Annotated in this window: 25 protein-coding genes; 9 read left to right on the plus strand and 16 right to left on the minus strand. The window is 65.2% G+C overall.

Features of this window, described 5'->3' with window-relative positions:
• Positions 1 to 928: 928 nt before the first annotated feature.
• Entirely contained in the window at positions 929 to 2,245 is a 1,317-nt protein-coding gene (locus KVT39_RS25565; protein ID WP_034182555.1) for a replication initiation protein, read from the plus strand.
• A gap of 93 nt (positions 2,246 to 2,338) precedes the next feature.
• On the opposite strand, the gene KVT39_RS25570 is transcribed toward KVT39_RS25565, so the two are convergent.
• Entirely contained in the window at positions 2,339 to 3,370 is a 1,032-nt protein-coding gene (locus KVT39_RS25570) for a ParB/RepB/Spo0J family partition protein (protein ID WP_034182554.1), read from the minus strand.
• Positions 3,363 to 4,058: a ParA family protein gene (locus KVT39_RS25575; RefSeq protein ID WP_006759638.1), complete on the minus strand. Its 696-nt coding sequence runs from the start codon at positions 4,056 to 4,058 to the stop codon at positions 3,363 to 3,365. Before KVT39_RS25575 ends, KVT39_RS25570 begins: the two co-directional genes overlap by 8 nt.
• Positions 4,059 to 5,475: 1,417 nt before the next feature.
• Between KVT39_RS25575 and KVT39_RS25580 the strand changes: the two genes are divergently transcribed.
• A complete protein-coding gene (locus KVT39_RS25580) occupies positions 5,476 to 5,640 on the plus strand; it encodes a hypothetical protein (protein WP_217590471.1) in 165 nt (54 codons plus the stop codon).
• A gap of 454 nt (positions 5,641 to 6,094) precedes the next feature.
• On the opposite strand, the gene KVT39_RS25585 is transcribed toward KVT39_RS25580, so the two are convergent.
• Positions 6,095 to 7,222, minus strand: coding sequence for an MBL fold metallo-hydrolase (locus KVT39_RS25585; RefSeq protein ID WP_105393176.1), 1,128 nt, complete (start codon positions 7,220 to 7,222; stop codon positions 6,095 to 6,097).
• 83 nt (positions 7,223 to 7,305) lie between these two features.
• Here KVT39_RS25585 and KVT39_RS25590 point away from each other — a divergent pair, with 83 nt between their 5' ends.
• On the plus strand, positions 7,306 to 7,959 hold the full coding sequence (locus KVT39_RS25590; protein ID WP_105393177.1) for a TetR/AcrR family transcriptional regulator: 654 nt from the start codon (positions 7,306 to 7,308) through the stop codon (positions 7,957 to 7,959).
• A gap of 198 nt (positions 7,960 to 8,157) precedes the next feature.
• Positions 8,158 to 8,649, plus strand: coding sequence for a flavodoxin family protein (locus KVT39_RS25595; protein ID WP_034182550.1), 492 nt, complete (start codon positions 8,158 to 8,160; stop codon positions 8,647 to 8,649).
• 99 nt (positions 8,650 to 8,748) lie between these two features.
• Here KVT39_RS25595 and KVT39_RS25600 read toward each other — a convergent pair whose 3' ends face one another.
• Positions 8,749 to 9,330 (minus strand): DUF2889 domain-containing protein, encoded by a 582-nt coding sequence (locus KVT39_RS25600; protein ID WP_105393178.1) that lies wholly within the window; start codon positions 9,328 to 9,330, stop codon positions 8,749 to 8,751.
• 754 nt (positions 9,331 to 10,084) lie between these two features.
• Between KVT39_RS25600 and KVT39_RS25605 the strand changes: the two genes are divergently transcribed.
• Positions 10,085 to 10,771, plus strand: a complete 687-nt coding sequence (locus tag KVT39_RS25605; RefSeq protein WP_217590582.1) for a ProQ/FinO family protein — start codon at positions 10,085 to 10,087, stop codon at positions 10,769 to 10,771.
• A 263-nt stretch (positions 10,772 to 11,034) separates the two neighbouring features.
• On the opposite strand, the gene KVT39_RS25610 is transcribed toward KVT39_RS25605, so the two are convergent.
• Complete coding sequence (locus tag KVT39_RS25610) at positions 11,035 to 11,283, minus strand: hypothetical protein (RefSeq protein WP_217590472.1); 249 nt, start codon at positions 11,281 to 11,283, stop codon at positions 11,035 to 11,037.
• Here KVT39_RS25610 and KVT39_RS25615 point away from each other — a divergent pair.
• Positions 11,269 to 12,330 (plus strand): DMT family transporter, encoded by a 1,062-nt coding sequence (locus KVT39_RS25615; RefSeq protein ID WP_217590473.1) that lies wholly within the window; start codon positions 11,269 to 11,271, stop codon positions 12,328 to 12,330. The genes KVT39_RS25610 and KVT39_RS25615 overlap by 15 nt on opposite strands.
• Before the next feature lie 135 nt (positions 12,331 to 12,465).
• On the opposite strand, the gene KVT39_RS25620 is transcribed toward KVT39_RS25615, so the two are convergent.
• The 10 genes from KVT39_RS25620 to KVT39_RS25665 form a co-directional block, all read right to left on the minus strand.
• Positions 12,466 to 12,831, minus strand: coding sequence for a bleomycin resistance protein (locus tag KVT39_RS25620; protein WP_217590474.1), 366 nt, complete (start codon positions 12,829 to 12,831; stop codon positions 12,466 to 12,468).
• A 56-nt stretch (positions 12,832 to 12,887) separates the two neighbouring features.
• The gene (locus KVT39_RS25625; RefSeq protein WP_217590475.1) at positions 12,888 to 13,490 is read right to left on the minus strand and encodes a nitrogen fixation protein NifQ; all 603 of its coding nucleotides are present in this window, start codon (positions 13,488 to 13,490) and stop codon (positions 12,888 to 12,890) included.
• Positions 13,491 to 13,576: 86 nt separating this feature from the next.
• The gene (locus tag KVT39_RS25630) at positions 13,577 to 14,002 is read right to left on the minus strand and encodes a molybdopterin-binding protein (protein ID WP_034182544.1); all 426 of its coding nucleotides are present in this window, start codon (positions 14,000 to 14,002) and stop codon (positions 13,577 to 13,579) included.
• Positions 14,003 to 14,192: 190 nt separating this feature from the next.
• Entirely contained in the window at positions 14,193 to 15,701 is a 1,509-nt protein-coding gene (locus KVT39_RS25635; protein WP_217590476.1) for an efflux transporter outer membrane subunit, read from the minus strand.
• Entirely contained in the window at positions 15,698 to 16,675 is a 978-nt protein-coding gene (locus tag KVT39_RS25640) for an HlyD family secretion protein (RefSeq protein WP_175749277.1), read from the minus strand. The genes KVT39_RS25635 and KVT39_RS25640 overlap by 4 nt, the downstream gene beginning before the upstream one ends.
• Position 16,676: 1 nt before the next feature.
• The gene (locus KVT39_RS25645) at positions 16,677 to 16,889 is read right to left on the minus strand and encodes a DUF1656 domain-containing protein (protein WP_034182541.1); all 213 of its coding nucleotides are present in this window, start codon (positions 16,887 to 16,889) and stop codon (positions 16,677 to 16,679) included.
• A 34-nt stretch (positions 16,890 to 16,923) separates the two neighbouring features.
• Positions 16,924 to 19,056, minus strand: a complete 2,133-nt coding sequence (locus tag KVT39_RS25650; protein WP_175749276.1) for an FUSC family protein — start codon at positions 19,054 to 19,056, stop codon at positions 16,924 to 16,926.
• The gene (locus KVT39_RS25655; protein WP_217590477.1) at positions 19,053 to 19,532 is read right to left on the minus strand and encodes a MarR family winged helix-turn-helix transcriptional regulator; all 480 of its coding nucleotides are present in this window, start codon (positions 19,530 to 19,532) and stop codon (positions 19,053 to 19,055) included. The genes KVT39_RS25650 and KVT39_RS25655 overlap by 4 nt, the downstream gene beginning before the upstream one ends.
• 204 nt (positions 19,533 to 19,736) lie before the next feature.
• Positions 19,737 to 21,437: a dihydroxyacetone kinase family protein gene (locus KVT39_RS25660; RefSeq protein ID WP_217590478.1), complete on the minus strand. Its 1,701-nt coding sequence runs from the start codon at positions 21,435 to 21,437 to the stop codon at positions 19,737 to 19,739.
• 238 nt (positions 21,438 to 21,675) lie between these two features.
• On the minus strand, positions 21,676 to 22,833 hold the full coding sequence (locus tag KVT39_RS25665; protein ID WP_217590479.1) for a sigma-54-dependent Fis family transcriptional regulator: 1,158 nt from the start codon (positions 22,831 to 22,833) through the stop codon (positions 21,676 to 21,678).
• Positions 22,834 to 23,428: 595 nt separating this feature from the next.
• On the opposite strand from KVT39_RS25665, the gene msuE reads away from it, so the two are divergent.
• Both msuE and sfnG read left to right on the plus strand, forming a co-directional pair.
• Positions 23,429 to 23,989: an FMN reductase gene (msuE, locus tag KVT39_RS25670; RefSeq protein ID WP_217590480.1), complete on the plus strand. Its 561-nt coding sequence runs from the start codon at positions 23,429 to 23,431 to the stop codon at positions 23,987 to 23,989.
• 35 nt (positions 23,990 to 24,024) lie between these two features.
• Positions 24,025 to 25,128 (plus strand): dimethylsulfone monooxygenase SfnG, encoded by a 1,104-nt coding sequence (sfnG, locus tag KVT39_RS25675; protein ID WP_034182536.1) that lies wholly within the window; start codon positions 24,025 to 24,027, stop codon positions 25,126 to 25,128.
• Between the two features lie 60 nt (positions 25,129 to 25,188).
• On the opposite strand, the gene KVT39_RS25680 is transcribed toward sfnG, so the two are convergent.
• Entirely contained in the window at positions 25,189 to 25,836 is a 648-nt protein-coding gene (locus KVT39_RS25680; RefSeq protein ID WP_105392027.1) for a LysE family translocator, read from the minus strand.
• 106 nt (positions 25,837 to 25,942) lie between these two features.
• Between KVT39_RS25680 and KVT39_RS25685 the strand changes: the two genes are divergently transcribed.
• Entirely contained in the window at positions 25,943 to 26,794 is an 852-nt protein-coding gene (locus tag KVT39_RS25685) for a LysR substrate-binding domain-containing protein (RefSeq protein WP_034182535.1), read from the plus strand.
• Positions 26,795 to 26,815 lie beyond the last annotated feature (21 nt).

Here is a 26,815-nt window from a genome sequence, read left to right on the forward strand (position 1 = left end):
CACGTGTGTTTACATCTTTGGTAAACCACGTTTACTTCTTTAACTACTTTTAGACGGCTCACAGCCTTATTCCACAAGGGTTTGACCGGTGTTCGGTACCCATTTATGGGAGGACAGGTGGAAGGGTCTGGGGTTTCAGGTCTGTGGATTTGGGGTTTTGGGTACCGCGTTGTGGGGAATCGGGGCTGTGGATATGGGGCAAGCGTACCCGGTTATGGGAAATCAGCCTGAAATCGAGTTGGGTAGTCGTCTATGGGAACGCTGGCAGGTAGCCTTTTATGGGGTGCTTTTTTTGATCCGTAAGTGCTTGCTCGCACAGCGATTTTTTTCGGGTAGCCGGTTATGGGACCTCTCGATGGTAACCGTTTATGGGTGGTCAATCGGGCCGGTCGTGCGTGTTTCACCGAGACCCCTCTGCTGGCTGCTCCCATAGACAGGATCGATGTCGCGGACAGGTAACCTTTTATGGGATAACCAAATGGTTGCCGTTTATGGGTGCTATTTCTTCCTTCGAGGTTGAAAGTAATGCCATCGTCCATGTCGAAGGCTGCCGACAGGTAGCCTTTCATGGGAGACGATGAAGGTAGCAAGTTATGGGAGAAAAACGGCCGCGTGTTGCAAGGCACCACGAATCCGGTCGTCGATCGCGATTCCGCTCGTTTGCCCCCATGGATGGGTACCTTCCCTGGGGCAAATCTCGTGCCGGGTTTCTGTAGCCGGACCCGAAAGGTAGCTTCTTTTGGGAGGTTTTTTGGCCCAAAGGTAGATGGATATGGGGCCCCGCGCAGATCGCTTCATCACGAATTTCCCTTTTGCATCTGAAGGTTAGCCGTGATACTGCAAGTGATGCCGGAGCGAGGGCGTTGCTCTGCGGCGTGAGAAGGTATAAAGTCCGCTCTCAACAAGGTCACCTTATCCGGACATCACGATGCCGCGCAAGCCCGCAAGCAAAGGCTCAGACAAACAGGTTTCACTGTTTCAGACACCCGAGCCTCCCGACTTGCTGCGCAAGGCGGTCCAGGCGATTCATATCGCGCCCAAGTCGGGAAAGATCGGTCTGCAGCAGCGCAAGATGTTCAGTTCGCTGATCAAGAACGCGCTTCGGCAGGAGGCGTTCGAGCCGGGCCGGACGAGCTTCTCGATCTCGATCGCCTCGCTTTCGCACGAGAGCGGGTTGAACAGCAACAACACGAAGTACGTGAAGGACACGGTCAACTCGCTGATCAGTACCGTCGTCAACTGGGACTACCTGGCCGCGGACCGTTCGACGGTCTGGAAAGCGTCGGGCCTGCTCGCGGGCGCGGAGCTCGAGCAATCGGTGCTGAAGTACAGCTTCTCCGACCAGATTCGCAGCGAGCTGCTCAATCCGGAAATCTACGCGCTGATCGATATGCGGATCGCCCGCGAATTCCGGCGCTCGCACTCGCTCGCGCTGTGGGAAAACACGGTGCGCTACGAAGGGATCGGCATCACCGCGAAGATTCCGCTGCCGAAATTCCGCGACCTCATTCTTGGCCAGGACAAGGCGTCGCAGTCGTACAAGGAATACAAGCTGTTCAAGAGCAAGGTCCTGGTGCCGTGCATTCAGGAGGTGAACGAAGTATCGGATCACACGCTCGAGCTGATCGAACACAAGTCCGGCCGCAGCGTGGAGGCCGTTCAGTTCAAGGTGACGCGCAAGCAGAGTGCCGATACGGTCGAAGACGGCGACGTCAAGAACGAAGCGCTGGTCGAGGAGGTCGCGAAGTTCGGCATTCCGCGTTCGGAAGCCCGCCGGCTGATCACGCAATATGGCGTGCAGCGCATCAAGGCGGCGATCGCCTATACGCTCAATCGGACTACGAAGAAGAACGCGGCGCCGGTCGACAACGTGGCCGCGTATTTCCGCAAGGCGCTGACGCACGGCTACACGCTGGCCGACGGGCAGGGAGCCGAAGCGGCCGCACCGGCGAAGGAATCCGCGCAGAGCAAGCAGGAGCAGATTCGCGACAAATATCTGGCGGCGAAGGTTGAGGAAGCCGGCGCGTATTTCCGCGAGCTGGAGATCGACGACCAGACCAAGCTGATCGATCGCTACAACGAGACGGTGGCGGGCTCGAAGGATCTCACGCTGTCGCCGAAGAAGAAGGCGAGCAAGCTCGCGCAGACCAGCTTTTTCCGATGGCTGGCGCTGGATACCTGGGGCGAACCGACCTCGGACGACCTGCTGGAATTCCTGCTCAAAAGCAGTCTCGCAAGCAACTGAACAAGGCCTCGCAACCGGGTGGGCGTCGTGCGCCGGACTTCATCGTCCGGTTTCGCGGCGCAACGCGGATGCGAGGCCTTTTGCTTGGGCGCGTTACTTTTGCGTGGCCGCAGCCAGCTCGGCGACGTAGGCGTCGATGACGGTCTTGAGCCTGTCGGCGAGCGCTTCCTGGTGGGACGTGTCGACGCCCTTGAGCTGCAGGTCCAGACGCCCGTCCGGGTAGGTCTTCAACTGGCCGATTGCTTGCGATTCGAGCGCGAAGTCGTGACGAACGCTGTAGCGCGTGCGTCCCGCTTTCTTGTTGTCGTCACTCTGCGCACGCAGGAAATTCTCGAGATCGCGGACCGATTTCTTCCGGTCGATCACGGCCGTGAGCAGCCGGTCGGCCGTCGGTTCGCCCAGGCGCTCGAAGATCAGCTTCAGGAAGTACGCTGCCTGCAGGCCGACCACGTCGTTCGCGCTGGCCATCCGCTCCAGCAGCGTGTTGGGCAGTGCGTTGAGCGACAGCGTCTTGCTGATCGATGCCTTGTCCTTGCCGATCTTCTCCGCGAGCGTGTTCTGGTCCTGAAAGACCTTCTCGTCGAGGAGACGCTTCCATGCGACCGCATCGTCGAAGATCGTCTGGCGTTCGTGATCGTGGTTCGCCCGATACGCGATCGTATAGAGCTGCTCGGGCGTGTGGTCCGTGCGGAACGTGGCGTTGATGGTTTCATCGCCGTTGATGCTCGTCGCGCGCAGCCGGCGTTGCCCGTCGATCACGACGAGCTTGCCGGGAAACTCCGGGAGCCGCGTGACCTTGATCGGCTCGATCTGCCCTTCCCGTTTCAACGTCAGTGCGAGCTCGTGCAGGCTCGACTCCGAATAGAACACGCGCGGGTTGAACGGGTTCGGGATGCAGTCCTTGACCAGCACCTTCTGCGGCGCGCCAAGATCCGGTGTGCCGGCGGGTGCGGCCGCGGCCGGGGTCACGGCGGCGGGCGTCGCGTCGACGACGTTCGGTGCAGCCGGCGGCTCGGGCAAGCGGGTTTCCAGTGCAGCGTTTTCCTGCGCGAGCCCGCGCAACAGGCCGGCCGCGAGATGCAGGTTGCCGGTCGGCTTCTTGTCTTTCGATGTGTCCTTAGCCATGGGCGGCTCCGGTAGCGCGCGTCGACGCGATGTATTGGGCCATTTCCGTGACCAGCCTTTCGATTTCCGCGCGGGCTTCCTTCAGCCCCTTCAGGTACCGATTGTGATGATGGATCGTGGTGCCGAGTGCGAACGTCTGACGATAGACCTCGCGTTGCGCGATCTGGCTGTCGAGCAAATGCTCCCCTATTTCTTCAGCCCTTAGAATTTTTAAAATTTCTTCACGCATTTTAGTTTTTCCATTAACACTATTCAGCATTAATGCGGAAGAAAGATTCGGGTTGCGAACGGCTCGCATCGACTCGATCATGCGAATCATCGCGACGGTGCTGTACAGGTCCGCCGGCGATGGTGACAGCGGCACGAGGCAGAAGTCGGCGACTTCGAGCACGGACGCGATGCGCGGATCTTCGAGGTTGCCCGGACAGTCGACGACGATCACGTCGAAGTTTGCGTCCTGCTTCTTGATCTCGCCGCCGATGCCGCGACCAGCGGGGGCCAGCGAAAGGACCGTCATCGGCAAGGTGTTCTCACCGCTCGTCACCCACCGAACGGAAGTGCCTTGAGGGTCGGCATCGATCAACGCGACCTTGTTGCCACCGGCCTCGAACGCAGCCGCGATGTTGACGGAGATGGTTGTCTTTCCAGTACCACCTTTTTGATTACTGACGGCGATCTTGAAAGCCATTAAATTCCTCCAAGGAGTTTTGCGTAATATATTCAGTTGTTATCGAAATGTCCAGAAAAGTGTTCGGCTTGATGCATGTCTTGGAGATCGTTGTTGTTGTCACGTGACAAGTAGGTCAAACGGTTAACGAACCAATCGTGAATGGTGATCAAGCAAAAATAAAATTGTCGATTACGGTTACGAAGAATGCACAAAGGGTTGAAGAAAATTCGACTGTCATTGGCGTCGGCGATGAAGTTCGACCGCAGAGACTTGTGGGATGGCAATGCCTTCGGTGCTAACAGAATCCCTCGTGAATTTGATCGGCCGGTTCACGGATGTCGTCGAGGGGCGTAGTTGTCACGTGACAAGTCGCCAGGAATTGGTCGATGTCGCGTGTCGACAGAAGAGCTTGATTCGATCGGGATGTGGAGTTCGGTTATGTCAATCAACGCTCGATAGTAAGCGTAAGCCGATGGCTGGCTCGATTGCTTGCCTGGGGGAGTTGTCACGTGACAAGCAACTAGGCGGTAACGCAGCGGCGTTGCTAATTTCTCGATAGCAGTAACGATCGATCAAATTTAGATGCGTTAAGCGGATCAAAGCGGATCGAATTTTTAGGTAGTTTCTGTCGCTGCGTTCAGTTGGTATGTGTTCTGTCCGAGAAGTTGTCACGTGACAACAAAGGCAGCCCGGGCATCATAGAAAACGGCAGGACGGCAGGACGGCAGGACGGTCGTCGCAGTCGTCGGAGGCAAGTGTCTTCGCCGATGATTGAGGCGGCATTTGTCCCGACCGTCAGGACCGACGGCGGCGATGCCCGACATTCTCGTGGTGGCTGAATGCCTGATCGCTTGGTGAGTCGCCCTCAAGGGCAGGTGATTACTAGTGCGTCATGATGCGACCCTATTTAATAGCATGACCATCGCCTACGTGGTACGTGCATGGTCCGGCAGGGGAGGGGCGGGGTTTCGCTGTATCTTCTAGCTCCACAACCGGCGCAATGCCTTATCCCGCATTCCATATCTATTAGCAGCCGTGATAACGGATGGCACAGGAATGAAGGCAAATCCCCATGCCAAAGGCCGCCTGCCGGTACAACCAAGTCGAATCGTGAAACATTCTCAAAAAATGGGGCGTTGCCGGAAATCCTTATCCAGCAATGGCTTGCGCCATATTCTTCATGTTGTTTCACGCAAAATACGCGCGATCCGCCTTGGAATTGGGGGCGCATGAATTTTTCATGCGCAACTGACGTCGTCCAGGAGTTGGGTAGTGAATTGTGTTGTGATTGATACGTAATTGGTGGTTGTTAATACATTTCGCGCCGAGCGCTATCGTAGACGACGTCCAGTGGGTGTTGATACGGTGTGTGGCGATCGCTCGTCGAGTCATTGATCTGATGTCCCGCGCGCTAACATTCAACGCGAGTTGTCACGTGACAACGCTTTTCACCGATCGCGCGGTGCTACAAAGGATTGTGGAATTCTTGGAGCCGACCAACGGCTCATCGGCCTTTGCAAATCGGTTGAGCAGCCAGGTCGCATCTATTCTTCTGCGGGCTCATATCGGTGAGCTGGTGGAAGTAATGATGGAAGATTGAGCCGCCTATCTAAACTTGCGTGCGAACCCATCGACTCGTAACGACCTGTCGAGCAGAAGGCGGTTGAACTGGTCGATATAAGGTCAGCGCACTCGAACTCCCCGATTCTTGCCCAGAACGACGCGGCCGAGGCCGTGGGCAATCATGCAGCCTATCGGGTGTGTAGGCGCTTTCCTTCGATGGAAACGTAGATTCGAAAAGGCAGTAGCTAGGCACTCAACGGTTTCCGCTGAATTTGCAGATGAGATTTGCCGGCGTTTGCCAAAGCCCTCTGGTTGGTCAACCGGTGCCCCGTATTGTTGAGTGAAGCTACCGGCCGGCGCCGGGTGCATCATTCCCGAATCAGATGATCGGACTGGAAGACAAGCCGCCAACGGACAGCTGCCCCGAAAACGCCATGGCAGGAAACGCGGCACCGCCGCGCTTCCGCACGAAGACGCAACGACAGGCGAACCTATTTCGTCGCTTGCGACGCGCAAAATTGCCACCTGCGCGATTTCGTTGCCGCCGGCGCGTTCGCGTGCTCGTCTACCGTGCGCCACCACCGCTCGCCGCGATGCGGCTCGTCGAGATCGAGGCGCTCACCCATCCTGGGCGTGGACAACTCGATGCCACGCACGATCGACAACGCCGTTACTCGCTCGAACGGCTCGTGCCAGCGATGCATCGCGAGATCGAACGTACCGTTGTGGATCGGGATCAGACAGCGTCCGCGCAAATCGATATGCGCCTGAACGGTTTCTTCCGGCTGCATGTGCACATACGGCCATTGCGCATCGTATGCGCCTGTTTCGATCAGCGTCACGTCGAACGGCCCGAGGCGCTCGCCGATCGTACGGAAACCGTCGAAGTAGCCCGTGTCGCCGCTGAAAAACACGCGCAGGTTGTCGTCGACGATGACCCACGACGCCCATAGCGTGCTGTTGCCGTCGAACAGACTGCGCCCCGAGAAGTGCTGCGCGGGTGTTGCGGTCAGCGTCAGGCCGGCCACGTCGACGCTCTGCCACCAGTCGAGCTGACGGACCTTCTTCGCGTCGATGCCCCATTCGATCAGGCGGTCGCCGACGCCCAGCGTTGTCACGAACACGCCGGTGGTGGCAGCGAGTGCGAGCACCGTGTCGCGGTCGAGGTGATCGTAGTGATCGTGCGACAGGATCACGCCGCGCAGCGGCGGAAGATCTTCGAGCGCTATCGGCGGCGCATGGAAGCGCTTGGGGCCAACACTCCGAAACGGCGATGCACGCTCGGCAAACACGGGATCGGTCAGCCAGAATTCGCCACGCAACTTGAGCAGCAGCGTCGAATGGCCAAGCCGGTACAGGCTGCGATCCGGTGCCGCGTCGAGCTGTGCACGGGTCAGCAAATCGACTGGCAGCGCGCCAGCCGGCACGGTATTGCGCGGCTTGTTGACCAGCATGTTCCATGCGATCCCGAGCGTCTTGCCGATACCTTCGGCAGGACGCGGCGCGACATTGCTGAAGCGCTCGCCATTGTGCTGCGGCGAACCGCCGGACAGCGCGCGGCCGCGCCTGGCGGCTGCAAAACCCAGAATGCGGTGAATCAAAACAAGAGGCGATGCCATGTCGGTTGGTCCGAGGATAAAAGTACACTGAGCAGTGTAGTTTATTTTCGGGGTAAGTAAACTGCCCGGTGTAAAATTTCCGTATGGATACCAGCACTCTCCCTCAACGCCTGACCGATCGAAAGCGTGCGGCCATTATCGACGCGGCGATCGAGGAATTTCTCGCTGCAGGCTACGATGCAACCAGCATGGATCGCATCGCTGCGCGCGCGGACGTGTCGAAGCGTACGGTCTACAACCACTTTCCCGGCAAGGAAACGTTGTTCGCCGCGATCCTGCACAAGCTGTGGGATGCGACCCAAACCGGTAGCTCGCCGACTTATCGCACCGACTCGCCGCTGCGCGAGCAACTGCTCGCGTTGCTGGACCGCAAATTGCGCCTGCTGAACGACGATGCATTTCTCGCACTCGCGCGCGTCGCGATCGGCGCGGCCATTCATTCGCCGGAGCGTGCGCGCGACATGGTCGAACGCCTCGGCGAGCGCGAGGAAGACCTGACGGTCTGGGTGCGTGCGGCAGCGGCGGCCGGCCGCCTGTCGGTGACCGATCCGGTGTTCGCCGCGCATCAGTTGCATGGTGTCGTGAAGGCATTCGCATTCTGGCCGCAGGTGACGATGGGCCAGCCGCCGCTCGCGGCGCCGGAGCAACAGAAAGTCGCGGAATCGGCCGCCGACATGTTTCTCGCGTACTACGCGCGTCCGGACGACGGCGACGCATCACGCGTCGCGCCGGATTGACCGCACATCAGGAAGATCGTGTGCGAATCGAGGTCGATGTCATGTACGCGACCGATGCACGCTTGACATCGCTGAGCCGGCAAACCCGCTGATCCGCAAGAGCGAACACACAACCGCCCCCACACACGTGATGACTGGCCGTTCAACGGAAACCGGCGATACCCCGACCCACCTGAAGCCTGACGCGAGCGACTACGAATGAAGACGCTGTTGATCGTCTATCACACGATGACCGGAGGCACGCAACAGATGGCCGAAGCGGCGGCCGACGCGGCGCGGGAGCAACCCGGTGTCGACGTCAGGCTGCAGCGCGCGGACGCGACGAGCGCAGACGACGTGCTGGCCGCCGACGCATACCTGTTTGCGACGCCCGAGAATCTTGCGTCGATGTCCGGGCTGATGAAGGACTTTTTCGATCGCTGCTACTACGCGGCGCTCGATCGCGTGAACGGCCGTCCATACGCGGCAATGATTTGCGCGGGAAGCGACGGACAGAACGCGCTGCGCCAGATCGACCGGATCGCGACCGGATGGCGATTGAAGAACGTGGCGCCCGGCCTGATCGTCTGTACTCACGCGCAGACGCCTGAGCGCATCCTCGCGCCGAAGACGATCGACGACGATGATCGTGCGCGCTGCGCCGAACTCGGCGCGGGCCTTGCCGCCGGACTCGCGCTGGGCGTCTTCTGATTTCGGACCGGCAGCATTGGCGCTGGTCCGCGCAGACAACGCACGCATCCATGTGCGTCACCGATCCTGCAGACGCCGAACCGGCCGAATGCCGGGACCTTAGCTTCCTTTTGCCGTCACCGGCCGGTGGTATTCGGGCCAAAGACGTTTCACGAGATCGCGCGACGCGCCATACGCATGGCAACTGTCGATCTTGAGCGGCTTGCCTTCGCGGTCGCGGGCGTCGAGCGACGACCGCCGCACACCGACCATCGTTTGATAGGCCGTGGTTGCGATCGGGCCGAGCAATTCCTTCAGATGCGTGCACGTATCGCAGGACGGCAGACGCTTGCGAATCTCGCTGTTCCAGCCGGCACCGATGCTCAGTCCGACGAGCGCCTGCAGCGAGTCGCCGCCGCCCGGGCACTGTGCATACGGATGCGACCGGATGAACGTGGATACGGCGCGGACGACCATGTCGGCGTCGAAGACCAGCGTCACGCCGAGGTCGTGGATCGGCGACAGCGCAGCGACCGTCCGCGTGCCGCCCGGTGGCGTGAAATCGCGGGTCTTGCGGTCCGCGAGGCAGGCCGTCACTTCGAACAGGCCGTCGCTGCGCCGATAGCCGCGCATGTCGATCTGCCGATGGTGAATCTCCTCGCGCGTGATGCCGTCGTGCGGGATGTCGTGTGGGAGAACCATGTATCCGCTCCGCTTCGTACAACCGGTTCTTTAGCAGGCAAGAGGGATGCCGCCGACCGACCGGGGGCGCCGCGAGACGGGCCGAGGTACGCTGCCGACGACGTTGATCAGGCCATACTACGCATTTTCCGGCATCTTCGTACGCCACGCGATCGATGCGGACGCAACGAGTCGTGCATGGGTCCGGTGCAATCGATGGGCATATCGGGATGTCACGACAGGCTGTGTCGATCCATCGCCAAGTACGTCCCGTTGCCGCGATCGCCGATTCGGATGCAGCCGTCGGCACCGTCCGCGATCCGCAATCGTCTCCGTGGCCGGCGATGCGCTCGCGCGGCACGATCGTTTTCGGCTCCGCAATGCGCAACACCACGCGTCGGGCGTCGATCAGCCGCCGCCGGGCCGACCGTGCCACACGAGACTGGCCCGATTTCCGATGGGGGCCGTGAACGACGTGACTTCCGGAAACGTATCCATATAATGCGCAACACGGCCGCACGGACGCATTTTCCGCCCCCCGGATCGGGCAAATGCAGACCGGCGAGTCAGCCAGCCGTCGCGCGTACCGGTATACTTCCCTCCTGCCTTGTCCGGCATCGTGGCCGGGTGCCTGAAAACAGAGTGGCGTGCGCGATGCGGCCCCGTAGTGTTCCGCATCGGCGGCAGACGGGTCGCACGCGTGGCGGCGAAGCTTTTTTGCGCCGCGCGGAATGGCCGCACGAACCACACCTTATATTCCTGGTGGATTGAATTTATGGGTTTTGAACAACTTGCCGAATTGCGGGCGCAGCTCGCAGCGAAGGCCAAGCAGGAGCGCAACGCGAAGCGACCTGCAGCGCCGACGGACGCCGGCGCGAAGCCGAAGTCCGGCGACCAGCCGGCCCGCGGGGCCAAACCGGGTGCAGGCGCCAAAGCGCAGCACCGCGCGAAGCCCGCTTCGGCGAAGCCGTCGGCGCCGGTCGATCCGGTCATCGTCGCGATCGGCAAACTGCAGCGGAAGTTTCCGCGCGCGTTCCCGAAGAATCCGGCCCCCAAAGTACCGCTCAAGGTCGGCATCTGGGACGACCTCGCACGCGAGGCCCAGGCCGTGGGCCTCAACGAAGCCGAACTGCGTGAAGCGATGTCGACGTGGTGCCGCGGCAACCGCTACTGGTCGTGCCTTGTCGAAGACGCGGTGCGGGTCGATCTGCAGGGCAACGAAGCAGGGCGCGTGACGCATGACGACGCCGCGCGGGCGCGTCGGCTGAAGGCACGCCGTCCCGGCAAGGGTGCGGCGCAATCGTCCAAGGGCGCGCAGCAGCAGCCGAAGGCCGAGCAGCAGGCGGAGGCCGCAGCAGCAGCGCCGGAACCGGCGAACGCGGAAGCGCAGATCGACGCCGCGCCGCAAGCCGAGCAGCAGATCGAGCAGCAGATCGAGCAGCAAACGGCCGGAAACGAGTAACGCGCACTGCGCCGCCGTCGACTGCACGGCGCACCCGCATGCTCTCCGCATGCGGCGAATCACACGACAAACTGACCTGCCTCGAAAGAGGCAGGTCAGGACTGCCTCCACCGGCGGTTGACCCGCCGGCACTCTCCCTGCGACATCAGCCCGGCAACGCAACCGGACGAACGGATTCCGTCTAACGGCGCTGCATCTGCGATGCTTCGACTTTGAAGTTTGCGCACGGATAGTACGCATGCCTGATTGCGATGGCACTTCGATCACATAATTCGGTTTCCTAAAATAGTGATATCGGGATCGTCGATCGGCATGTGAACGATCCCGCCCGGCCATCGTGACACGAAGACGAGCGATAATCCCGGCTGGATCGTGATGCCACGCGCAGGTTGTTCGGCGCGATGCGGCTTGCATTTCGAAAGGTGCGGGAGGCTTGCACCGACACGAACCGACCCGAAGCCACGGCCACCGTTTTTTAACGTCAATTCAACCGGATCATGAACCCGAGACATTCCGCGATTCTCGTCGCGCTCGCCGCGGCCGCGCTGTTCGGCGCCGCGACACCACTCGCCAAGGCGCTGATCGGCGCAATGTCGCCGTTCATGGTCGCTGGCCTGTTCTATCTGGGCAGCGGCGTCGGGCTCGGCATCGGGATCCTGCTGCGCGGGTTGCGTAACCGCCGCGCACCGGCCGCGGATGCCGCGCCGCTGCAGCGCGCCGACCTGCCGTGGCTGGCCGGCGCGATCGCGGCGGGCGGCGTGGCCGGCCCGGCGTTGCTGATGCTCGGGCTGTCGAGCACGTCGGCTGCGACGAGCGCGCTGCTGCTCAATCTCGAAGGCGTGCTGACGGCCGTCATCGCGTGGGTCGTGTTTCGCGAGAACGTGGATGTGCAGGTGTTCCTCGGAATGGTCGCGATCGTCGCGGGCGGCGCGCTGCTGTCGTGGATACCGGGCCGTGCCGGCGTGCCGGTCGGCGCGCTGCTGATCGTCGGCGCATGCCTGTGCTGGGCGATCGACAACAACCTGACCCGCAAGGTCGCCGCGAACGACGCGATGGTCATCGCGTGCGTGAAAGGGCTGATCGCCGGGCCCGTGAACATCGGCATCGCGCTGGCGACCGGTGCAACGCTGCCCCCCGTGCCGGTCACGGCCGCCGCGATGCTGACGGGGCTCGGCGGCTACGGGATCAGCCTCGTGCTGTTCGTCGTCGCGCTGCGTCATCTCGGCAGCGCGCGTACCGGCGCATATTTTTCAATCGCGCCGCTGTTCGGCGTGGTGCTGTCGCTGCTGATCTGGCCCGCGCTGCCGCCCGCGACGTTCTGGATCGCCGCCGCGCTGATGGCACTCGGCATCTGGCTGCATGTGCGCGAACGGCACGAACACACGCATGCGCACGAGCGGCTCGAGCATACGCACCGGCATCGGCACGACGAACATCACCAGCATACGCACGACTTTCCGTACGATGGCAACGAACCGCACACGCATCCGCATGTGCATCTGCCGATCACGCATAGTCACGCGCATTTCCCGGACATTCATCACCGGCATCGGCATTGACTGCGTCGTAAGCGGTGAACGGCCACGACGCATGCGATGCGCATCGCAAGGTGACCGTTTATGGGGCGTGCGTCGAATCGTGCGCCCGTGCATTTCCATCGCCGCTCGATCGCGGCAGCGACAGTGGGTGCGAGCCTAGTCTTCCGTCTGGATCAACCGGATCAGCGAACCGTCCGGATCGATCAGTGCGCCGACCGTGCCGCCCCACGCTTCGCGTGCCGGCCGGTGCGCTCGCGGCCAGCCGGTCCTTTGCTCCGGAATGCCGGCTGCGAGCATGTCGTCGAAGAAGGCGCCGACATCCGCGAGCCGGAAACAGCAACTGAACCAGCTCGCGGCCGGATCGAGTTCGGGGTGCGGAAAGAATTCCAGCAACAGGTCGCCGCGTTTGAGGATCATCCAGCCGTCATCGCGCCACGTTTCGACGAACCCCAGTTTTTCGTAGAAGCGGGACGTGGTTTCGAAATCGCGCGACGGCAGGTTGGGGCTGGCAATGTCGGTCAAGGCGGTTTCTCCGGTTGGCGATGCGACGAAACGCGCGGGTAGCGCAGTCGCCGCGGCTATCGCGCGTGAGGAAAGCAGAAGCCGAAATCTTCGCAGCCCGGGCATCCGGGGGCGGGCCTCGGTGGTATGCCGAGCGATGCAGCCACTTCCTGCGCGAGGAATTTTTTCCAGCGCAGGTGAGTGACGTTGCGCGCGGCGAGCGCGGGGAAATAGCGATCGAGCATCGCCGATACCGCATCGCGTCCGTCGAGCCCGAGGTCGCGCCACAGATGGTCGGGGCGCAGGCATGCATGCGCGATGATCGACGCGAGGCAGTCGGCGTCGTCGCGGGTCGCGGCGGGGTTCGCGTCGTCCATCAGCCGCGCGTGCAGCGTCGTGACGAATGCCGCGTGGGCGAATGGCAGCAGCGCCATCGCAGCCGTCGACACGAGTGCGGCGGCATCGGCGGAAGGCAGGCGCGGAAACCGGCGGGCAAGCAGGCCAACCCACTGCGCATGCGACAGGCCGAGCAGCGCGAGTTCGTTGCGCCGTGCGCGTGCCGCAACGAGGGCGCCGAACAGGCGTGTGTCGGGCGTGTCGATGTTGGCCGCCGCGAGCAGCAGCGCCTGCAACGCCCGTTCATGAGAGGACGGTTCGGTGCGATCGTGTGCGGCGGTCATCGTGCGCACCCGCGTGACGGCCGGGCGACACGACCCGCGCGAATGCGCGGCGCAAACCGGATCACGATCGCGGCGCTCGTCACGCGTCACTCGACGCCGACGATCACGCTCGATGCCTTGAAGATCGCAGCCGCGACCGTGCCGCTCGCGAGGCCGAGACGATCGACGCTGTCGTTGGTCACGATCGCGACGATTTCGGCGCCGCCCGCGGCCTGGATCACGACTTCCGAATTGACCGCGCCCTTCGCGACCGACGATACGGTGCCCGCGACGCAGTTGCGGGCCGACACCTTGCTGCTGTCGACGTCGACCATCACGATGACCGACGATGCCTTGACGAGCGCGAACGCCTGCGTGCCGGCCGCGAGGCCCAGCGAAGCCGCGCTGCCGTGAGTGATCACGGCGACGATGTCGAGGCCGTCCTGCGTGCGCAGCGTGATTTCGTCGTTGACGGCACCGGGCTTGACGGCGCTGATCCGGCCGGCGAAATGGTTGCGGGCGCTGGTTCGCATGATGACTCTCCGAGGGGATGCCGCTGCCGGAGCGGCAGCGGAAGATGAATGGAAGTGCATCGGGTAGTTTACCGTCAACGCGGGCGTCCCGTCGTTCTCCGGATGCTATGGCGCGAATCAGGAAAACCCGTTTGCGCAAGGCGTTTCACGTAGCCGGCGCCATATACCGAGGCCTATGACGCTTGGGCCATTATTCGTTCGCCGCGGGGGGCGACGCGGCAGGGGCGGCACGCGCGGTGGCGGGCCGGGCATCCCGTGCGGTCGCCGCGTTGTCGCTGTCCCATCCGCCGCCAAGCGCGAGGAACAGCCGCACCTGATCGGCGGCGACCTGCCCTTCGGCCGCCGCGACCTGCGCCTGCACGCTCGTCAGCGTGCGCGTCGCGTCGAGGTCGGAGAGGAACGACTCGCGGCCGGCCGCGTAGAGACGATGGGTTTCGTCGGCGGAATTGCGTGCCGATTCGTAGGCCGTGCGCAGTGCATCGGTGCGCTGCACGTCGGCGGCATAGGTCGCGAGGCTCGACTGCGTTTCGCGCAGCGCGTTCAGCACGACACCGTCGAAGTGCGCGAGCGCGCCGCCCGTCGCAGCCTCGGCTTCGCGTACACGCGCACGCTGGCCGTTGACGGGAAATGACCAGCTGATCAGTGGTCCGAACGACCAGCGATTGGTCGTGGACGAAAACAGGTCGGCGGCGAGGCCGACCGAGCCGGCCGACGCGCCGATGCTGACCGACGGGTACAGCGCGGCGGTTGCCACGCCGATTCGCGCGGTTGCAGCGGCAAGTTGCCGCTCGGCTTCGCGAACATCGGGGCGGCGGCGCAGCAGCGCGGCGCCGTCGCCGATCGGAATCGGCTGGCGCAGCTTGGGCAGGCGTTCGCATTCGGCGACGGCCTTCGGCAGGTCGGCCGGCGAGCGCGCGAGCAGCGCGGCGAGCTGGTATTGCGCGACCTTGCGGCGGCCTTCGAAGCGCGGGATATCGGCGGCGAGCGTGCGCACCTGCGTCACGCCGCGCGTCACGTCGGTCTGGTTGCCGCGTCCGGCATCGCGCAACCGCTGCGACAGCGCGACGCGCTGCTTTTGCAGCGCGAGCGACTGCTTCGCGATCGCCAGCTCGTCGCCGGCCGAGCACGATTCGACGTACGCCCGCACGACGTCGGCGACGACCGTGATGCGCGCCAGGTCGCCGGCCGCCCTGACGGCTTCGCTGTCCGCGCGCGCGGCTTCGACGCCGCGCCGCAGCTTGCCGAACAGGTCGATCTCGTACGACACGTTGAAACCGACCGCGCCTTCGTTGACGATCGGCAGCTTGTTTTCGAGCAGGTACTGTTCAGCCGATTCCTGTGCGCGTTGCACGGCCGCCTCCGCACTACCCGAGAATCCGCCCTGTTCGTTCGCGACTTCGAGCGCCGCGCGCGAGCGCGCGAGGTTGGCAGCGGCGACGCGCAGGTCGGTGTTCGACTTCAGCGCGCTGCGCACGAGCTCGTCGAGCACGGGATCGTCGTATAGCTGCCACCAGTTACCGGGCACCGCATCACGCGATACGAGCATGCCGTTCGCGTCGTCGAGCGCATGGTTCGCCAGCGGCGCATTCACGTACGCCTGCTGCGGCAGCTTGTAATCGGGGCCGACGGACTTGCACGCGCCGAGTGCGAGCGCGAGCGGCGCGAGTGCCGCCGCGAGGCGCAGACCGTGCCGTTTCATCGCGATGCTCCAGCCGTGCTCGCGGCCGCACCGGAAGCCGCCGATACCGGCGCGACTGCCGACGTCGCGCTGGCGGCTGCCGGCTTCGCGTTGTCGCTGCGGCGCGTGTCGGCTTCGCGCATCGAAACCGTCGCGGTGCGGCCCGCGATCATCCGGAAGTCGTCGGGCACCTCGTCGAGCACGACGCGCACCGGCACGCGCTGCGCCAGCCGCACCCAGCTGAATGCCGGGTTCACGTTCGGCAGCAGGTTCGCACCCTGCGTGCGGTCGCGGTCCTCGATCGCGGCGACGATGCTCTGCACGTGGCCGCGCAGCGCATGCGGCTCGCCCATCACGACGATGTCGACCGGCTGGCCGATATGAATGCCGCGCAGCTTGGTTTCCTCGAAGTAGCCGTCGACGCGGAACGAATTGCGGTCGACGACCGACAGCACCGCGCGGCCGGCCGGCACGTATTCGCCGACGCGCGGCGCGCGGTCGTTCAGGTAGCCGTCGACCGGGCTCACGATCGTCGTGCGCTGCAGGTTCAGTTTCGCGGTGTCGAGCGACACCTGCGCATCGGCGACGGCGGCCTCGCCCTGTTCGACGCGCGTGCGGCTTTCCTCGACCTGTTCGCTCGCGACGAGGTTGCCGAGCTGCAGGTTGCGCGCGTATTCGCGCTTCGCCTGGGCGAGCGTCGCGCGGCGCTGCGCGAGCGTCGCTTCGGCGAGCCGTTCCGCGAGCGTGTAGCGGGCCTGGTCGATCACGAACAGCACCTGGCCGCGCCTGACCTCCTGGTTGTCGGCGACCTGCACCGACGTGATGAGGCCCGACACGTCCGGCGCGACCTGGATCACGTCGGCGCGCACGTGCCCGTCGCGCGTCCACGGCGAGAACATGTAGTAGTTGATGATCCGCCACAGCACGAGGCCGGCCACGACGACGACGATCAGGGTGAGCAGGATTTGCCCTGCCGAGAGCCAGGATTTTTTCACGTTAGGTAGCCGCGAGATGGTGGGAAACGATCACGACGGCGGCAAACACGAACACGTAGATGCCGAGGTCGAAGATCGAACGGTGCCAGACGAGGCGGTAGAAGCCGACGCGCTCGAGCACCGCGCGCACGACGATGTTGATCAGGTAGGCGATCAGCATCAGCACGAGCGGAGCCGGCACGAATACGCCGAAGATGTCGATTTCGCCGATCATGGTCGCGCTCGGAAAGACAGGTTGGAAAGCCGGATCATGCGCGTGCTCCGCCCGGTGCCTGCGGCGCTTGTGCGGCCGCGGCCGGATACAGCGACAGGCGCAGGCCGACGAGCGCGTGCAGCGTGTCGCGCAGCCGGCGGTGCGTGGCGGGCGTGGCCGGCGCCGCGGGCGCCGTGCCGCCGTCGGCCGGTGCGGTGCCCGGCAGGTTGCGGCCGGCCACGCGGTGCAGCGCATCGTCGATCGACGCGAGCAGCGCCGGCGGCGCGGGCTGGCGCGCGTTCGCGGCCGCGCAGCGCGCGTAGTGGTCGGTGACGCCGGCCAGCACGCGATCGATCGCGTCGGGCACGTCGCCCGACAGCCGGCGGCGCGAGCGGCGCAGGTCGAGCGCGTTCAGCGCGATGCGCAGGTCGCGGAAGCTTTCGATCGACGGGTGGCGGTGGTCGTCGGATGCGCCGAGACGCGGCAGCAGTTGCGTGACGCGATCGAGCATCCGCGATGCGTGGTTGCGCTGGTCGTCGAGCGGCTGTGTCGATGCGGAGCGCACGACGTCCTCCCAGCCCGAGCGCAGCAGGCGCCGCACCGCGAGTTCCGCGCCGAACGGCCGCGTCGCGCGTGTCCACAGGTACGCGAACAGCAGCCCGGCAACACCGGCGAGATTGCTGTTCAGGAACACGAAGAAGTCGGCTTCGTAGGCGCTCTGGATGCTGATGAAGGTGGCCGTATTCACCGCGACGAGCATCGTCACCATATTGAACTGCGGGCGCGGCAGCAGCGTGCCGATCAGGATGAACGGGCCCGCGAACATCAGCACGAGCATCGCGAAGTCGTGCACGTGCGGCAGCACGACGAACAGGTACAGGCCCGCGAACACGACGCTCGCGGCCGTCGACAGGAAAAACTTGAACACCAGCGGCGCGGGTTCGTCGAGCGCGGCGAAGAAGCTGCACGACACGGCCACGAGCGTGACGGCGGCCGCGCCGTCGTGCCAGCCGGACGAGATCCACAGCCAGCATGCGAACACGATCGCGAGCACGACGGTCAGCGTGGAGAACAGCATCATCCCGCGATCGAAGAAGCGCTCGGTGCCGCCGAGCCGCCAGTGCCGGTAGCGCGGCTGCCAGATGCCCGACTCGTTCGCGATCAGCGCGCGCAGCGAGCGGCAGTCCTGCCAGATGTCGATGACCTGGCGCAGCCGCCACAGCGCATTCGACAGCAGCGCACCGTCCCAGCTCGTCAGCGCACTGTCGGCGGGCTGCAGCGCGGCGATGCGTTCGCGCAGGTTGTCTGCGACCGGATCGTGCGCCATGTCGCCGTCGGCGCCGGATTTCACGGCCGGCAGCGGCGCATCGAACCACTTCGCGGCGTCGGCCAGCAGCGCGTCGAGCGCGGGCGGGCGGACGTGCAGGTCGCGCATCAGCGCGATCAGCGGATCGGCGAGCGCCGACATCAGCGGCAGGAACAGCTGCATCCGGCCCGCGAGCGCCTGCGCCCGCGCGAGGATGCTCGGATGCGCATGGTCGTAACCCAACTGGCTCAGCAGGAATTCGAGGCCGGTGATCGTCATCGCGAGGCGCTGCCGGCACGCGGACAGCGCCTTGCCGGCGAGGTGCCCGGACAACGTCTCGCGACCGTAGAACGCGGCATCCTTGAACCATGCGTCGGTGCGCTCGATCAGCGTCGGCGCGAGCCGGTTCGGGAACACGGCGCTGCCGACCACGCTCGCGCACACGATGCCGAGCACGATTTCCTCGGTGCGCGCGATCGCGACGTCGAATACCGTGGACGGGTCGGTCACGGTCGGCAGCGCGATCAGCGGCATCGTGTAACCGGCGAGCATGAACACGTAGCTGCGCGCGGTGCGGTCGGAGATCGCGAGGTAGAGCAGCGTGCCGCACCACGTCGCGACGATGATGCTGAACAGGATCGGCGTTTCGACGAACGGCGGCACGAAGAAGATCGCGGCGGCCGCGCCGAGCGCGGTGCCGAGCGCGCGATACAGCGCCTTCGAGCGCGTCGCGCCGACGAACGGGTTCGACACGATGTAGACGCTCGCCATCGCCCAGTACGGGCGCGGCAACTGGAAATACAGGCCGAGGTACAGCGCCAGCATCGACGCGGCGAACGTCTTGCCCGAGAACAGCCAGTCGCGAAGGCTCGGATAGGTCATGACGCAAAATCGGCGGCGTGGGGCGGGTGCGGCGCGGGCTGCGCCGCGTCGGACGCGTTGAAGGCGTTCAGCACGCGCAGCGTCGTTTCGAGATCGGCGCGCGTGACGCCCTTGAGCACCTGTGCGCGCAGCACGCGCAGGTCTTCCTCCATCTTCGCGGTGACTGCGCGGCCGGCGGCCGTCAGCGAGATCGTTTTCGCGCGGCGGTCGTGCGGATCCTCGTCACGGCGCGCGAGGCCGGCCGCGCACAGCTGGTCGAGCAGGCGCACGAGCGACGGCCCTTCGATGCCGACGTGTTCGGCGAGCGTGCCCTGCCGTACGCTTTCGCCGAGGCGGCCGGCGATCAACAGCGGCGTCGCGCAGGCTTCGGACACGTTGTACGCGTTCAGCACGCCGTCGCTGGTACGGCGCCACTTGCGTGCGGACAGCACGAGCAGGCTGCTGACGGCGAGGCGGAGGTCGTGCAGATTGGTCATGGGCGAGATGATAGGGCAAAAACATTCGATAGCAAACTATCGGTTTGTTGTCACCCGCGTGTCATGTCGCATCAGGATGGCTGGCTGACGATGCAGGCTACTGCGACCGTTGCATAGCGCACGCTCTGAGTTCCCTCCATTCATCGGCGACGCTGTTGCCCGGGCGGACGAGATAGCGCACGGTGAGCCCGGGCGCGTTTGCGCTTACCGCACGTGCGGCTGCAACGCGCGCACCCAGTACGACACCGCAACGGCCCCCCCATCCGGCGTGCCGATCGCGCGCTCGCCGAGATAGCTCGCACGCCCCGCGCGCGGCGTCATGCGCGCCGTTTGCTGCGCACCGTGTTCGGCGGCCTCGACGGCCGCCGTCCAGGCGCTCGCGGGATCGCGATCGCCGTCGAGCGCGCGGTCGAATGCATCGGCGGCCGGCACCAGCGCATCGAGCATCGTCCGGTCGCCGGCGTGCGCGCCGCCGAGTTCGCTGATCGAATCCACCGCACCGCGGAACGCCGCGGCCCAGTCGCGCGCCGACGGCTCCGCGATATCGGCCAGCCGGCGCGACGCGCGCAGCAGCGCGGTCGCATAGAACGGTCCCGAACTGCCGGCAATGGCACGGCGCAACGCGGCGCCGAGCGCCGCGAGCGCACCGGCCGGCGTGCCGTACACGGCTTCAGGCAATTCGAGAATCGCCTGTGCGGCACGCAGCATGCTCGCGCCGAGATCGCCGTCGCCGGCCGCCGCATCGAGGTCGGTCAGCGTCTGCTCGTGATCGATCAGCGTCTGCGCGACCGCATGCAGCGCCGGCTGCAGGCGCGCGGCCCACGCGCGGCCGGCCGCATCGAGCGGCGGCGGCGGCGCGTCGTGCAAGTCGGCCGCGGCCATACGGATGTGCGCATTCACGGCGCCGCCGCCCGGCCATGCACGCGCCTGCGTCGGCGCGTCGAGCAGCGCCGCGCGTTCTTCGTTCAGCCGCAGCACCGAGATCGAGCAGCCGGGCATGTTCAGCGCCGACAGGAACGTGCCGGCCCACGCGCGCGCGACGACGATGCCGTGCCGGCTCAGGTTGTCGTACGCGGCGCGCAGCACGATCGCGAGTTCCATGTCCGGCGTCGCGCCGAGACCGTTGACGAACAGTGCGACGCGCTCGCCGCCGTCGAGCACGAGATCGGCGACGATGCTCGACAGCAGCGTGTCGACCAGCGCGTCCGCGGGCATTGGCGCGCGGCGTTCGACGCCTTTCTCGCCGTGGATGCCGAGGCCGAGCTCGATCTCGTGATCGGCGAGGCTGAAGCCCGATTTGTCGGCGCCCGGGATCGTGCAGCCGTCGAGCGCGACGCCCATCGTGCCGAGCTCGGCCGCCGCTTCGCGCGCGATTCCCGCGACGCGGGCGAGCGGCAGCCCGCGCGCGGCGGCCGCGCCGGCGAGCTTGTGGATCAGCACGGTGCCGGCGATCCCGCGCCGCTGGCCGCGCTCGACACGGCTGCGCAGCGATACGTCGTCGGCGACGATGACGATCTCGACCGGAATGCCTTCCGCCCGCGCGAGCTCGGCGGCGAGCCCGAAATTGAGCCGGTCGCCCGTGTAGTTCTTCACGATCAGCAGCGCGCCGTTCGGGCCGGCGCTCGCGCGGATCGCGGCAAGCACGGCGTCGGTGGACGGCGACGTGAACACTTCGCCGCACACGGCCGCGCTCAGCATCCCTTCGCCGACGTAGCCGCCATGCGCGGGCTCGTGGCCGCTGCCGCCGCCGGAGAGGATCGCGACGGGCCGTTGCGCCGGCTCGGGCAGCGGCTGGCGGACGAGCACGAGCTCGTCGCCGAGGATCGCGAGATGCGGCGACTGCCGCGCGATGCCTTCCAGCATTTCTCGCACGACATCGGACGGGCGGTTCACAAGCTTCTTCATGGCGACGGTTCCTGACGGGTGAACGGGGCTCGGTCGGGCACGCGTGGGCGCCGGACGGCTTTCGTGCAGCGGATGATCGTGCGGGTGCCCTGTCGCAGGCAGGGTCGGCATCGCCGACCGGATGCGGCGACGGGCGCGCGCTTCGCGCCACGATACATCAGGTCGGGACGTCGCTGCACGGATCGCGGGCGCGATCGTGCCGTGCCGGGGCGAGCGATGGTCCGCCCGGGGGATGCTGCTACTTCGCCGCCGCGATCTCCTTCGCGCGAATCAGCCGCGCGCGCAGCACGTTGCGGCTGATGCCGAGCAGCCGCGCCGCCTGGATCTGGTTGCGGTGGCTGAACTCGAACGCGACGCGCATCACGGTGTCCTCGATGCGTTCGAACAGGTTGCCGTGCCCGTCGTCGAACAGGTCGAGGAGCGCGCGTTCGAGCGCGTCCTGCGCGGCGGCGGACGCATCCGGCGCGCGCGCGGCGGCCGCCGGCATGCACGGCGATGCAATGTGCAGGTCGGTGTCCTGCAGCGAATCGTGGCGGCTTACGAGCAGCGCATGATGGATCACGTTCTCCAGTTCGCGGATATTGCCGGGCCAGCCGTGTGCCTCGAGCCTGCGCTCGGCGCGCGGATCGATGCTGCGCGGCCCGTAGCCGAGGCGGCTGCGGTAGTCGTCGAAGAAGTGGCGCGCGAGCGGCAGGATGTCGCCCGGTCGCTCGCGCAGCGTCGGCACCGCGAGCTGCACGACGTTGAGCCGGTAGAACAGGTCGCCGCGAAAGTGCCCGGTCGCGACCGCCTGCTGCAGGTCGACGTTGGTCGCGGCGACCACGCGCACGTCGATCGGCATGCTCGTGCGCGAACCGAGCCGCACGACCTCGCGCTCCTGCAGCACGCGCAGCAGCTTGACCTGCATCGACAGCGGCAGGTCGCCGATCTCGTCGAGAAACAGCGTGCCGCCGTTCGCGGCTTCGAACCAGCCCGGTTTCGCGCTGAACGCGCCCGTAAACGCCCCTTTCTCGTGGCCGAACAGTTCGCTCTCGACCAGCGTTTCGGAGAATGCGCCGCAGTTCACGGCGACGAACGGCCCGTTGTTGCGGCGGCTGAGGCTGTGCACGTGGCGCGCGATCAGTTCCTTGCCGGTGCCCGTCTCGCCGACGATCAGCACGTTCGCATCGCTCGGTGCGACGAGGCGAATCCGCTCGAGCAGCGCGACCGAACGCGGATCGACGAACACCTGCGCGCGGGCGCGGATCGACGTCGCGAGCGCAGGCCGGTCGGGCAGCGTGAGGACGGGCGCGAGGCGTTCGGCTGTTTGCCTGGCGTCGGACGGGCCCGGCTCGTCGCGGGACGGCGTGACGACGCGCAGGTCGGCTGCGCGAGGCGATACGGAATGGGATGTCATGGCTGTGTAGGCATCGGGTCGCTGCGCGGATCGGTCAGGTTCGCGATGAACGTTGCTGACCGGGTGCTGCGTGATCAGCAGAGTGTTCAACGTTTTGCGCAACGCGGGAAACATCGATTTCTGATAACCAATGCCGGATTGCTGCGCTGGACGCAGTTGCGTAACGCGATGTCGCCCGGTTAAGCGAAATGCGGCGTGCGGACGTTGATAAAGCATCGGTTTCGACACTGCCGCAGCGATGTGCCGCGTTGCGGCGACACGCGATCGCTGCGAACGGGTGCCGCGTGCGTTCCGGATTCCAAGCGGAAACGGAAAGATGCCCAAGACATACATCGTGCTGCTGATCAGGAAGCAGCGAATCAGCACAGCTGTTTCCCGTGATTCATCTCGCTGCGGAATATGGTTGTGATGCGCCGGCTGGCACGCTTATCGACATGCGGTGATCGGCGAATACGCCGCGACAGGCTGTCGATTGCGACGCATTTCGTCATGCAGACGATCGTTTTTCATGGCGATCGCAGCATTGGCACGCTCCTTGCGGAACCATCACGTGACGGGTGCGTTGGCGCCCGACTCGACAATGGGAATGCAACCAATGAGCAATGCGATCAATGTGGTCGCGATATCGGGCGGCCTGCAACGGCCGTCGCGCACGCTGGCGCTGACCGACGCGATCGTCGCGGCGCTCAGCGCCGCGCTGCCGATCGATACGCGGCTGATCGAACTCGGCGAGATCGGCGGCCGGCTGGCCGGTGCACTGACGCGCGCGCAGGTGCCGGCCGACCTCGAAGCGCTGATCCGCGCGATCGAGACGGCCGACGCGCTCGTCGTCGCGAGCCCCGTGTATCGCGCGTCGTACACGGGCCTCTTCAAGCACCTGTTCGACCTCGTGCGTCACGACGCGCTCGTCGATGTGCCCGTGCTGCTCGCCGCCACCGGCGGCAGCGAGCGCCATGCGCTCGTGATCGATCATCAATTGCGGCCGCTGTTCAGTTTCTTCCAGGCGTGCACGCTGCCGATCGGCGTGTACGCATCCGAAAGCGATTTCGACCGATACGAAATCGCGAACCCGGCGCTGCGCGCGCGCATCGCGCTCGCCGTTGATCGCGCGGTGCCGCAACTGCGCCCGCATGCGCTTTCCGCCGCGGCCGCGTAAGCCGCTTCCGTTTTCCCTTCGACCAGGACACCTTCATGAGCCTTACCGACCCTTCCGCCGACGGCGTCAAATTCGCGTACTGGGTGCCGAACGTCAGCGGCGGCCTCGTCGTCAGCACGATCGAGCAGCGCACCGACTGGAGCCTCGAATACAACCAGCAGCTCGCGCGCACGGCCGAAGCGGCCGGCTTCGACTACGCGCTGAGCCAGATCCGCTTCACGGCCGGCTACGGCGCCGAATACCAGCACGAGTCGGTGTCGTTCAGCCAGGCGCTGCTGCATGCGACGACGAAGCTCAAGGTGCTCGCCGCGATCCTGCCGGGGCCGTGGCATCCGGCGGTGGTTGCGAAGCAGCTCGCGACGATCGATCACATCTCGAACGGACGCATCGCGATCAACGTCGTGAGCGGCTGGTTCAAGGGCGAATTCACCGCGATCGGCGAGCCGTGGCTCGAGCACGACGAACGCTATCGGCGCTCGAAGGAATTCATCCAGGCGCTGAAGGGCATCTGGACGCAGGACAACTTCACGTTCAAGGGCGATTTCTACCGCTTCAACGACTACACGCTGAGCCCGAAACCCGTGCAGAAACCGCATCCGGAGATCTTCCAGGGCGGCAGCTCGCGCGCGGCGCGCGACAACGCGGCGAGCGTGTCCGACTGGTATTTCACGAACGGCAATACGCCGGAGAACCTGAAGGCGCAGATCGACGACATCCGCGCGAAGGCAGCCGCGAACAACCATCGCGTTCGCATCGGCGTCAACGCGTTCGTGATCGCGCGCGATACCGAGGAAGAGGCGCGGGCCGTGCTCGACGACATCGTCCGGCACGCGCACGTCGAGGCCGTGCATGCGTTCGGCGATGCGGTGAAAGAGGCCGGCAAGGCGTCGCCGGAAGGCGAAGGCAACTGGGCGAAATCCACGTTCGAGGATCTCGTGCAGTACAACGACGGTTTCCGCACGAACCTGATCGGCACGCCGCAGCAGATTGCCGAACGGATCGTCGCGCTGAAGGCGATCGGCGTCGATCTCGTGCTGGCCGGATTCCTGCATTTCATCGAGGAAGTCGAGTACTTCGGCCAGCGCGTGCTGCCGCTCGTGCGCGAACTCGAGGCGCAGCGGCAGGCAGTCGCCGCGTGACGGATGCCGGCCGGCGCGCGGCTCGCGATTGCGTGAGCCCGCGCCGCGCCGGCGCGGCACTCACGCCACGCCCGCCATCTTCGATGCATCGACAACCATCTGCACGCCGAGGCTGCCGAGGATGAGGCCCATTGCCCAGCGCTGCGCGAGCAGCAGCGTCGGGCGCCCGTGCAGGAATTTCGCGATGCTGCTCGAACAGATCGCCACCAGCCCGTTTGCCGACGCGAACGCGGCGATCAGCAGTGAACCGAGAAACAGCGACTGGCCGAACACGCTGCCTTGCCGGTAGTCGATGAACTGCGGCAGCAGCGACACGAACAGCATCGCGAGCTTCGGATTCAGCACGCTGGTCGTCGCGCCCATCGCCAGCAGCCGCAGCGGCTGCTCGTTCGGCAGCGCCCGCACCTCGAACGGCGAACGCCCGCCGGGCCTGACCGCCTGCCATGCGAGGTACAGCAGGTAGGCCGCACCGACCGCACCCAGCACGCTGCCCGCATAAGGCACGCTCATGAACAGCGTCGTGATGCCGAACGCCGCGCCGAACATGTAGAACAGGTAGCCGATCATCACGCCGGCCAGCGAAATGAGCCCGGCCGCGCGCCCTTGCGCGATCGAGCGCGACATCACGTAGACCATGTTCGGCCCCGGCGTGACCGCGAGCATGCCGCCGATGACGAGAAATCCGTAAAGCGATCCGGACGTATGCATGTTTTCCGCTTCCTGCAACGAGTGCTGACGGGATTCATTGTCCGACCGTGGAGGCGAACAGTAAAACGGGATAAACTGAATCGATTGATCAGATTCTCTGAATAAAATGAAAAAGCTCGACCTCGATGTGCTGGCGATGGTGGTGGCTGTCGCGGAATCCGGATCGTTCGCGCACGGCGCGCAGGCCGTGCATCGTTCGCCGTCGGCGGTGAGCATGCAGATCAAGGCGCTGGAAGACGCGCTCGGCAAGCCGCTTTTCATCCGCGACACGCGCAACGTGACGGCTACCGACGACGGCAGGACGCTCGCCGAATACGGCCGCCGGATGCTGGCGATGCGCGACGAGGCGTGGGCATCTGTCGTGCGCCCGGAGATCCGCGGCCGCGTGACGATCGGCGTGCCCGACGACTACATTTCGTCGCTGCTGCCGCAGGTGCTCGGCAAATTCGCGGCGATGCACCCGCGCGTGGAAGTGCGCGTGATCGGCCAGCCGAGCAGCGCGCTCGTGCCGATGCTGAAGGACAACACGGTGGACCTCGCTTGCCTCACGCGGATCAAGGGCGTGACCGGCGAGCTGATCCGGCTCGAGCCGCTCGTGTGGGTCGGGTCGCCGAAACGCAACGTATGGGAGGAGCGGCCGCTGCCGGTGGCCTTCTTCACGCACGGCGGCAGCATGGCGCGCGATCACGCGGTCAAGGCGCTGAACCGGCGGAAGATCCCGTACCGGATGTCGTACGAAAGCCCGAGCCACCTGGGCCTTCTCAGCATGGTGGAGGCCGGGCTCGCGGTCGCGCCGCTGGCGCGCTGCTGCATTCCCGATCATCTCGTGCAGCTGTCGGAAAGCCACGGGCTGCCGCCGCTGGGCGAACTCGAGGTCGTGCTCGCGCGCAGCGCGCAGTCCGCGCGCCCGCCGTGCGACTACCTGGCCGAGCAGATTCTCGGCGAATGGCGTACCTGAGCCCGGGCGGCCCGCCGGCGG

Origin of the sequence: Burkholderia sp. GbtcB21, assembly GCF_019091065.1 — a bacterium.
Taxonomy (GTDB): Bacteria; Pseudomonadota; Gammaproteobacteria; order Burkholderiales; family Burkholderiaceae; genus Burkholderia; species Burkholderia pyrrocinia_C.

Bases quoted from the DNA above. Each gene is read 5' to 3' on its own strand.
- KVT39_RS25565 (WP_034182555.1), top strand. From the start codon at position 929: ATGCCGCGCAAGCCCGCAAGCAAAGGCTCAGACAAACAGGTTTCACTG.
- KVT39_RS25570 (WP_034182554.1), bottom strand. From the start codon at position 3,370: ATGGCTAAGGACACATCGAAAGACAAGAAGCCGACCGGCAACCTGCAT.
- KVT39_RS25575 (WP_006759638.1), bottom strand. From the start codon at position 4,058: ATGGCTTTCAAGATCGCCGTCAGTAATCAAAAAGGTGGTACTGGAAAG.
- KVT39_RS25585 (WP_105393176.1), bottom strand. From the start codon at position 7,222: ATGGCATCGCCTCTTGTTTTGATTCACCGCATTCTGGGTTTTGCAGCC.
- KVT39_RS25590 (WP_105393177.1), top strand. From the start codon at position 7,306: ATGGATACCAGCACTCTCCCTCAACGCCTGACCGATCGAAAGCGTGCG.
- KVT39_RS25595 (WP_034182550.1), top strand. From the start codon at position 8,158: ATGAAGACGCTGTTGATCGTCTATCACACGATGACCGGAGGCACGCAA.
- KVT39_RS25600 (WP_105393178.1), bottom strand. From the start codon at position 9,330: ATGGTTCTCCCACACGACATCCCGCACGACGGCATCACGCGCGAGGAG.
- KVT39_RS25605 (WP_217590582.1), top strand. From the start codon at position 10,085: ATGGGTTTTGAACAACTTGCCGAATTGCGGGCGCAGCTCGCAGCGAAG.
- KVT39_RS25615 (WP_217590473.1), top strand. From the start codon at position 11,269: ATGAACCCGAGACATTCCGCGATTCTCGTCGCGCTCGCCGCGGCCGCG.
- KVT39_RS25610 (WP_217590472.1), bottom strand. From the start codon at position 11,283: ATGTCTCGGGTTCATGATCCGGTTGAATTGACGTTAAAAAACGGTGGC.
- KVT39_RS25625 (WP_217590475.1), bottom strand. From the start codon at position 13,490: ATGACCGCCGCACACGATCGCACCGAACCGTCCTCTCATGAACGGGCG.
- KVT39_RS25630 (WP_034182544.1), bottom strand. From the start codon at position 14,002: ATGCGAACCAGCGCCCGCAACCATTTCGCCGGCCGGATCAGCGCCGTC.
- KVT39_RS25635 (WP_217590476.1), bottom strand. From the start codon at position 15,701: ATGAAACGGCACGGTCTGCGCCTCGCGGCGGCACTCGCGCCGCTCGCG.
- KVT39_RS25645 (WP_034182541.1), bottom strand. From the start codon at position 16,889: ATGATCGGCGAAATCGACATCTTCGGCGTATTCGTGCCGGCTCCGCTC.
- KVT39_RS25650 (WP_175749276.1), bottom strand. From the start codon at position 19,056: ATGACCTATCCGAGCCTTCGCGACTGGCTGTTCTCGGGCAAGACGTTC.
- KVT39_RS25655 (WP_217590477.1), bottom strand. From the start codon at position 19,532: ATGACCAATCTGCACGACCTCCGCCTCGCCGTCAGCAGCCTGCTCGTG.
- KVT39_RS25660 (WP_217590478.1), bottom strand. From the start codon at position 21,437: ATGAAGAAGCTTGTGAACCGCCCGTCCGATGTCGTGCGAGAAATGCTG.
- KVT39_RS25665 (WP_217590479.1), bottom strand. From the start codon at position 22,833: ATGACATCCCATTCCGTATCGCCTCGCGCAGCCGACCTGCGCGTCGTC.
- msuE (WP_217590480.1), top strand. From the start codon at position 23,429: ATGAGCAATGCGATCAATGTGGTCGCGATATCGGGCGGCCTGCAACGG.
- sfnG (WP_034182536.1), top strand. From the start codon at position 24,025: ATGAGCCTTACCGACCCTTCCGCCGACGGCGTCAAATTCGCGTACTGG.
- KVT39_RS25680 (WP_105392027.1), bottom strand. From the start codon at position 25,836: ATGCATACGTCCGGATCGCTTTACGGATTTCTCGTCATCGGCGGCATG.
- KVT39_RS25685 (WP_034182535.1), top strand. From the start codon at position 25,943: ATGAAAAAGCTCGACCTCGATGTGCTGGCGATGGTGGTGGCTGTCGCG.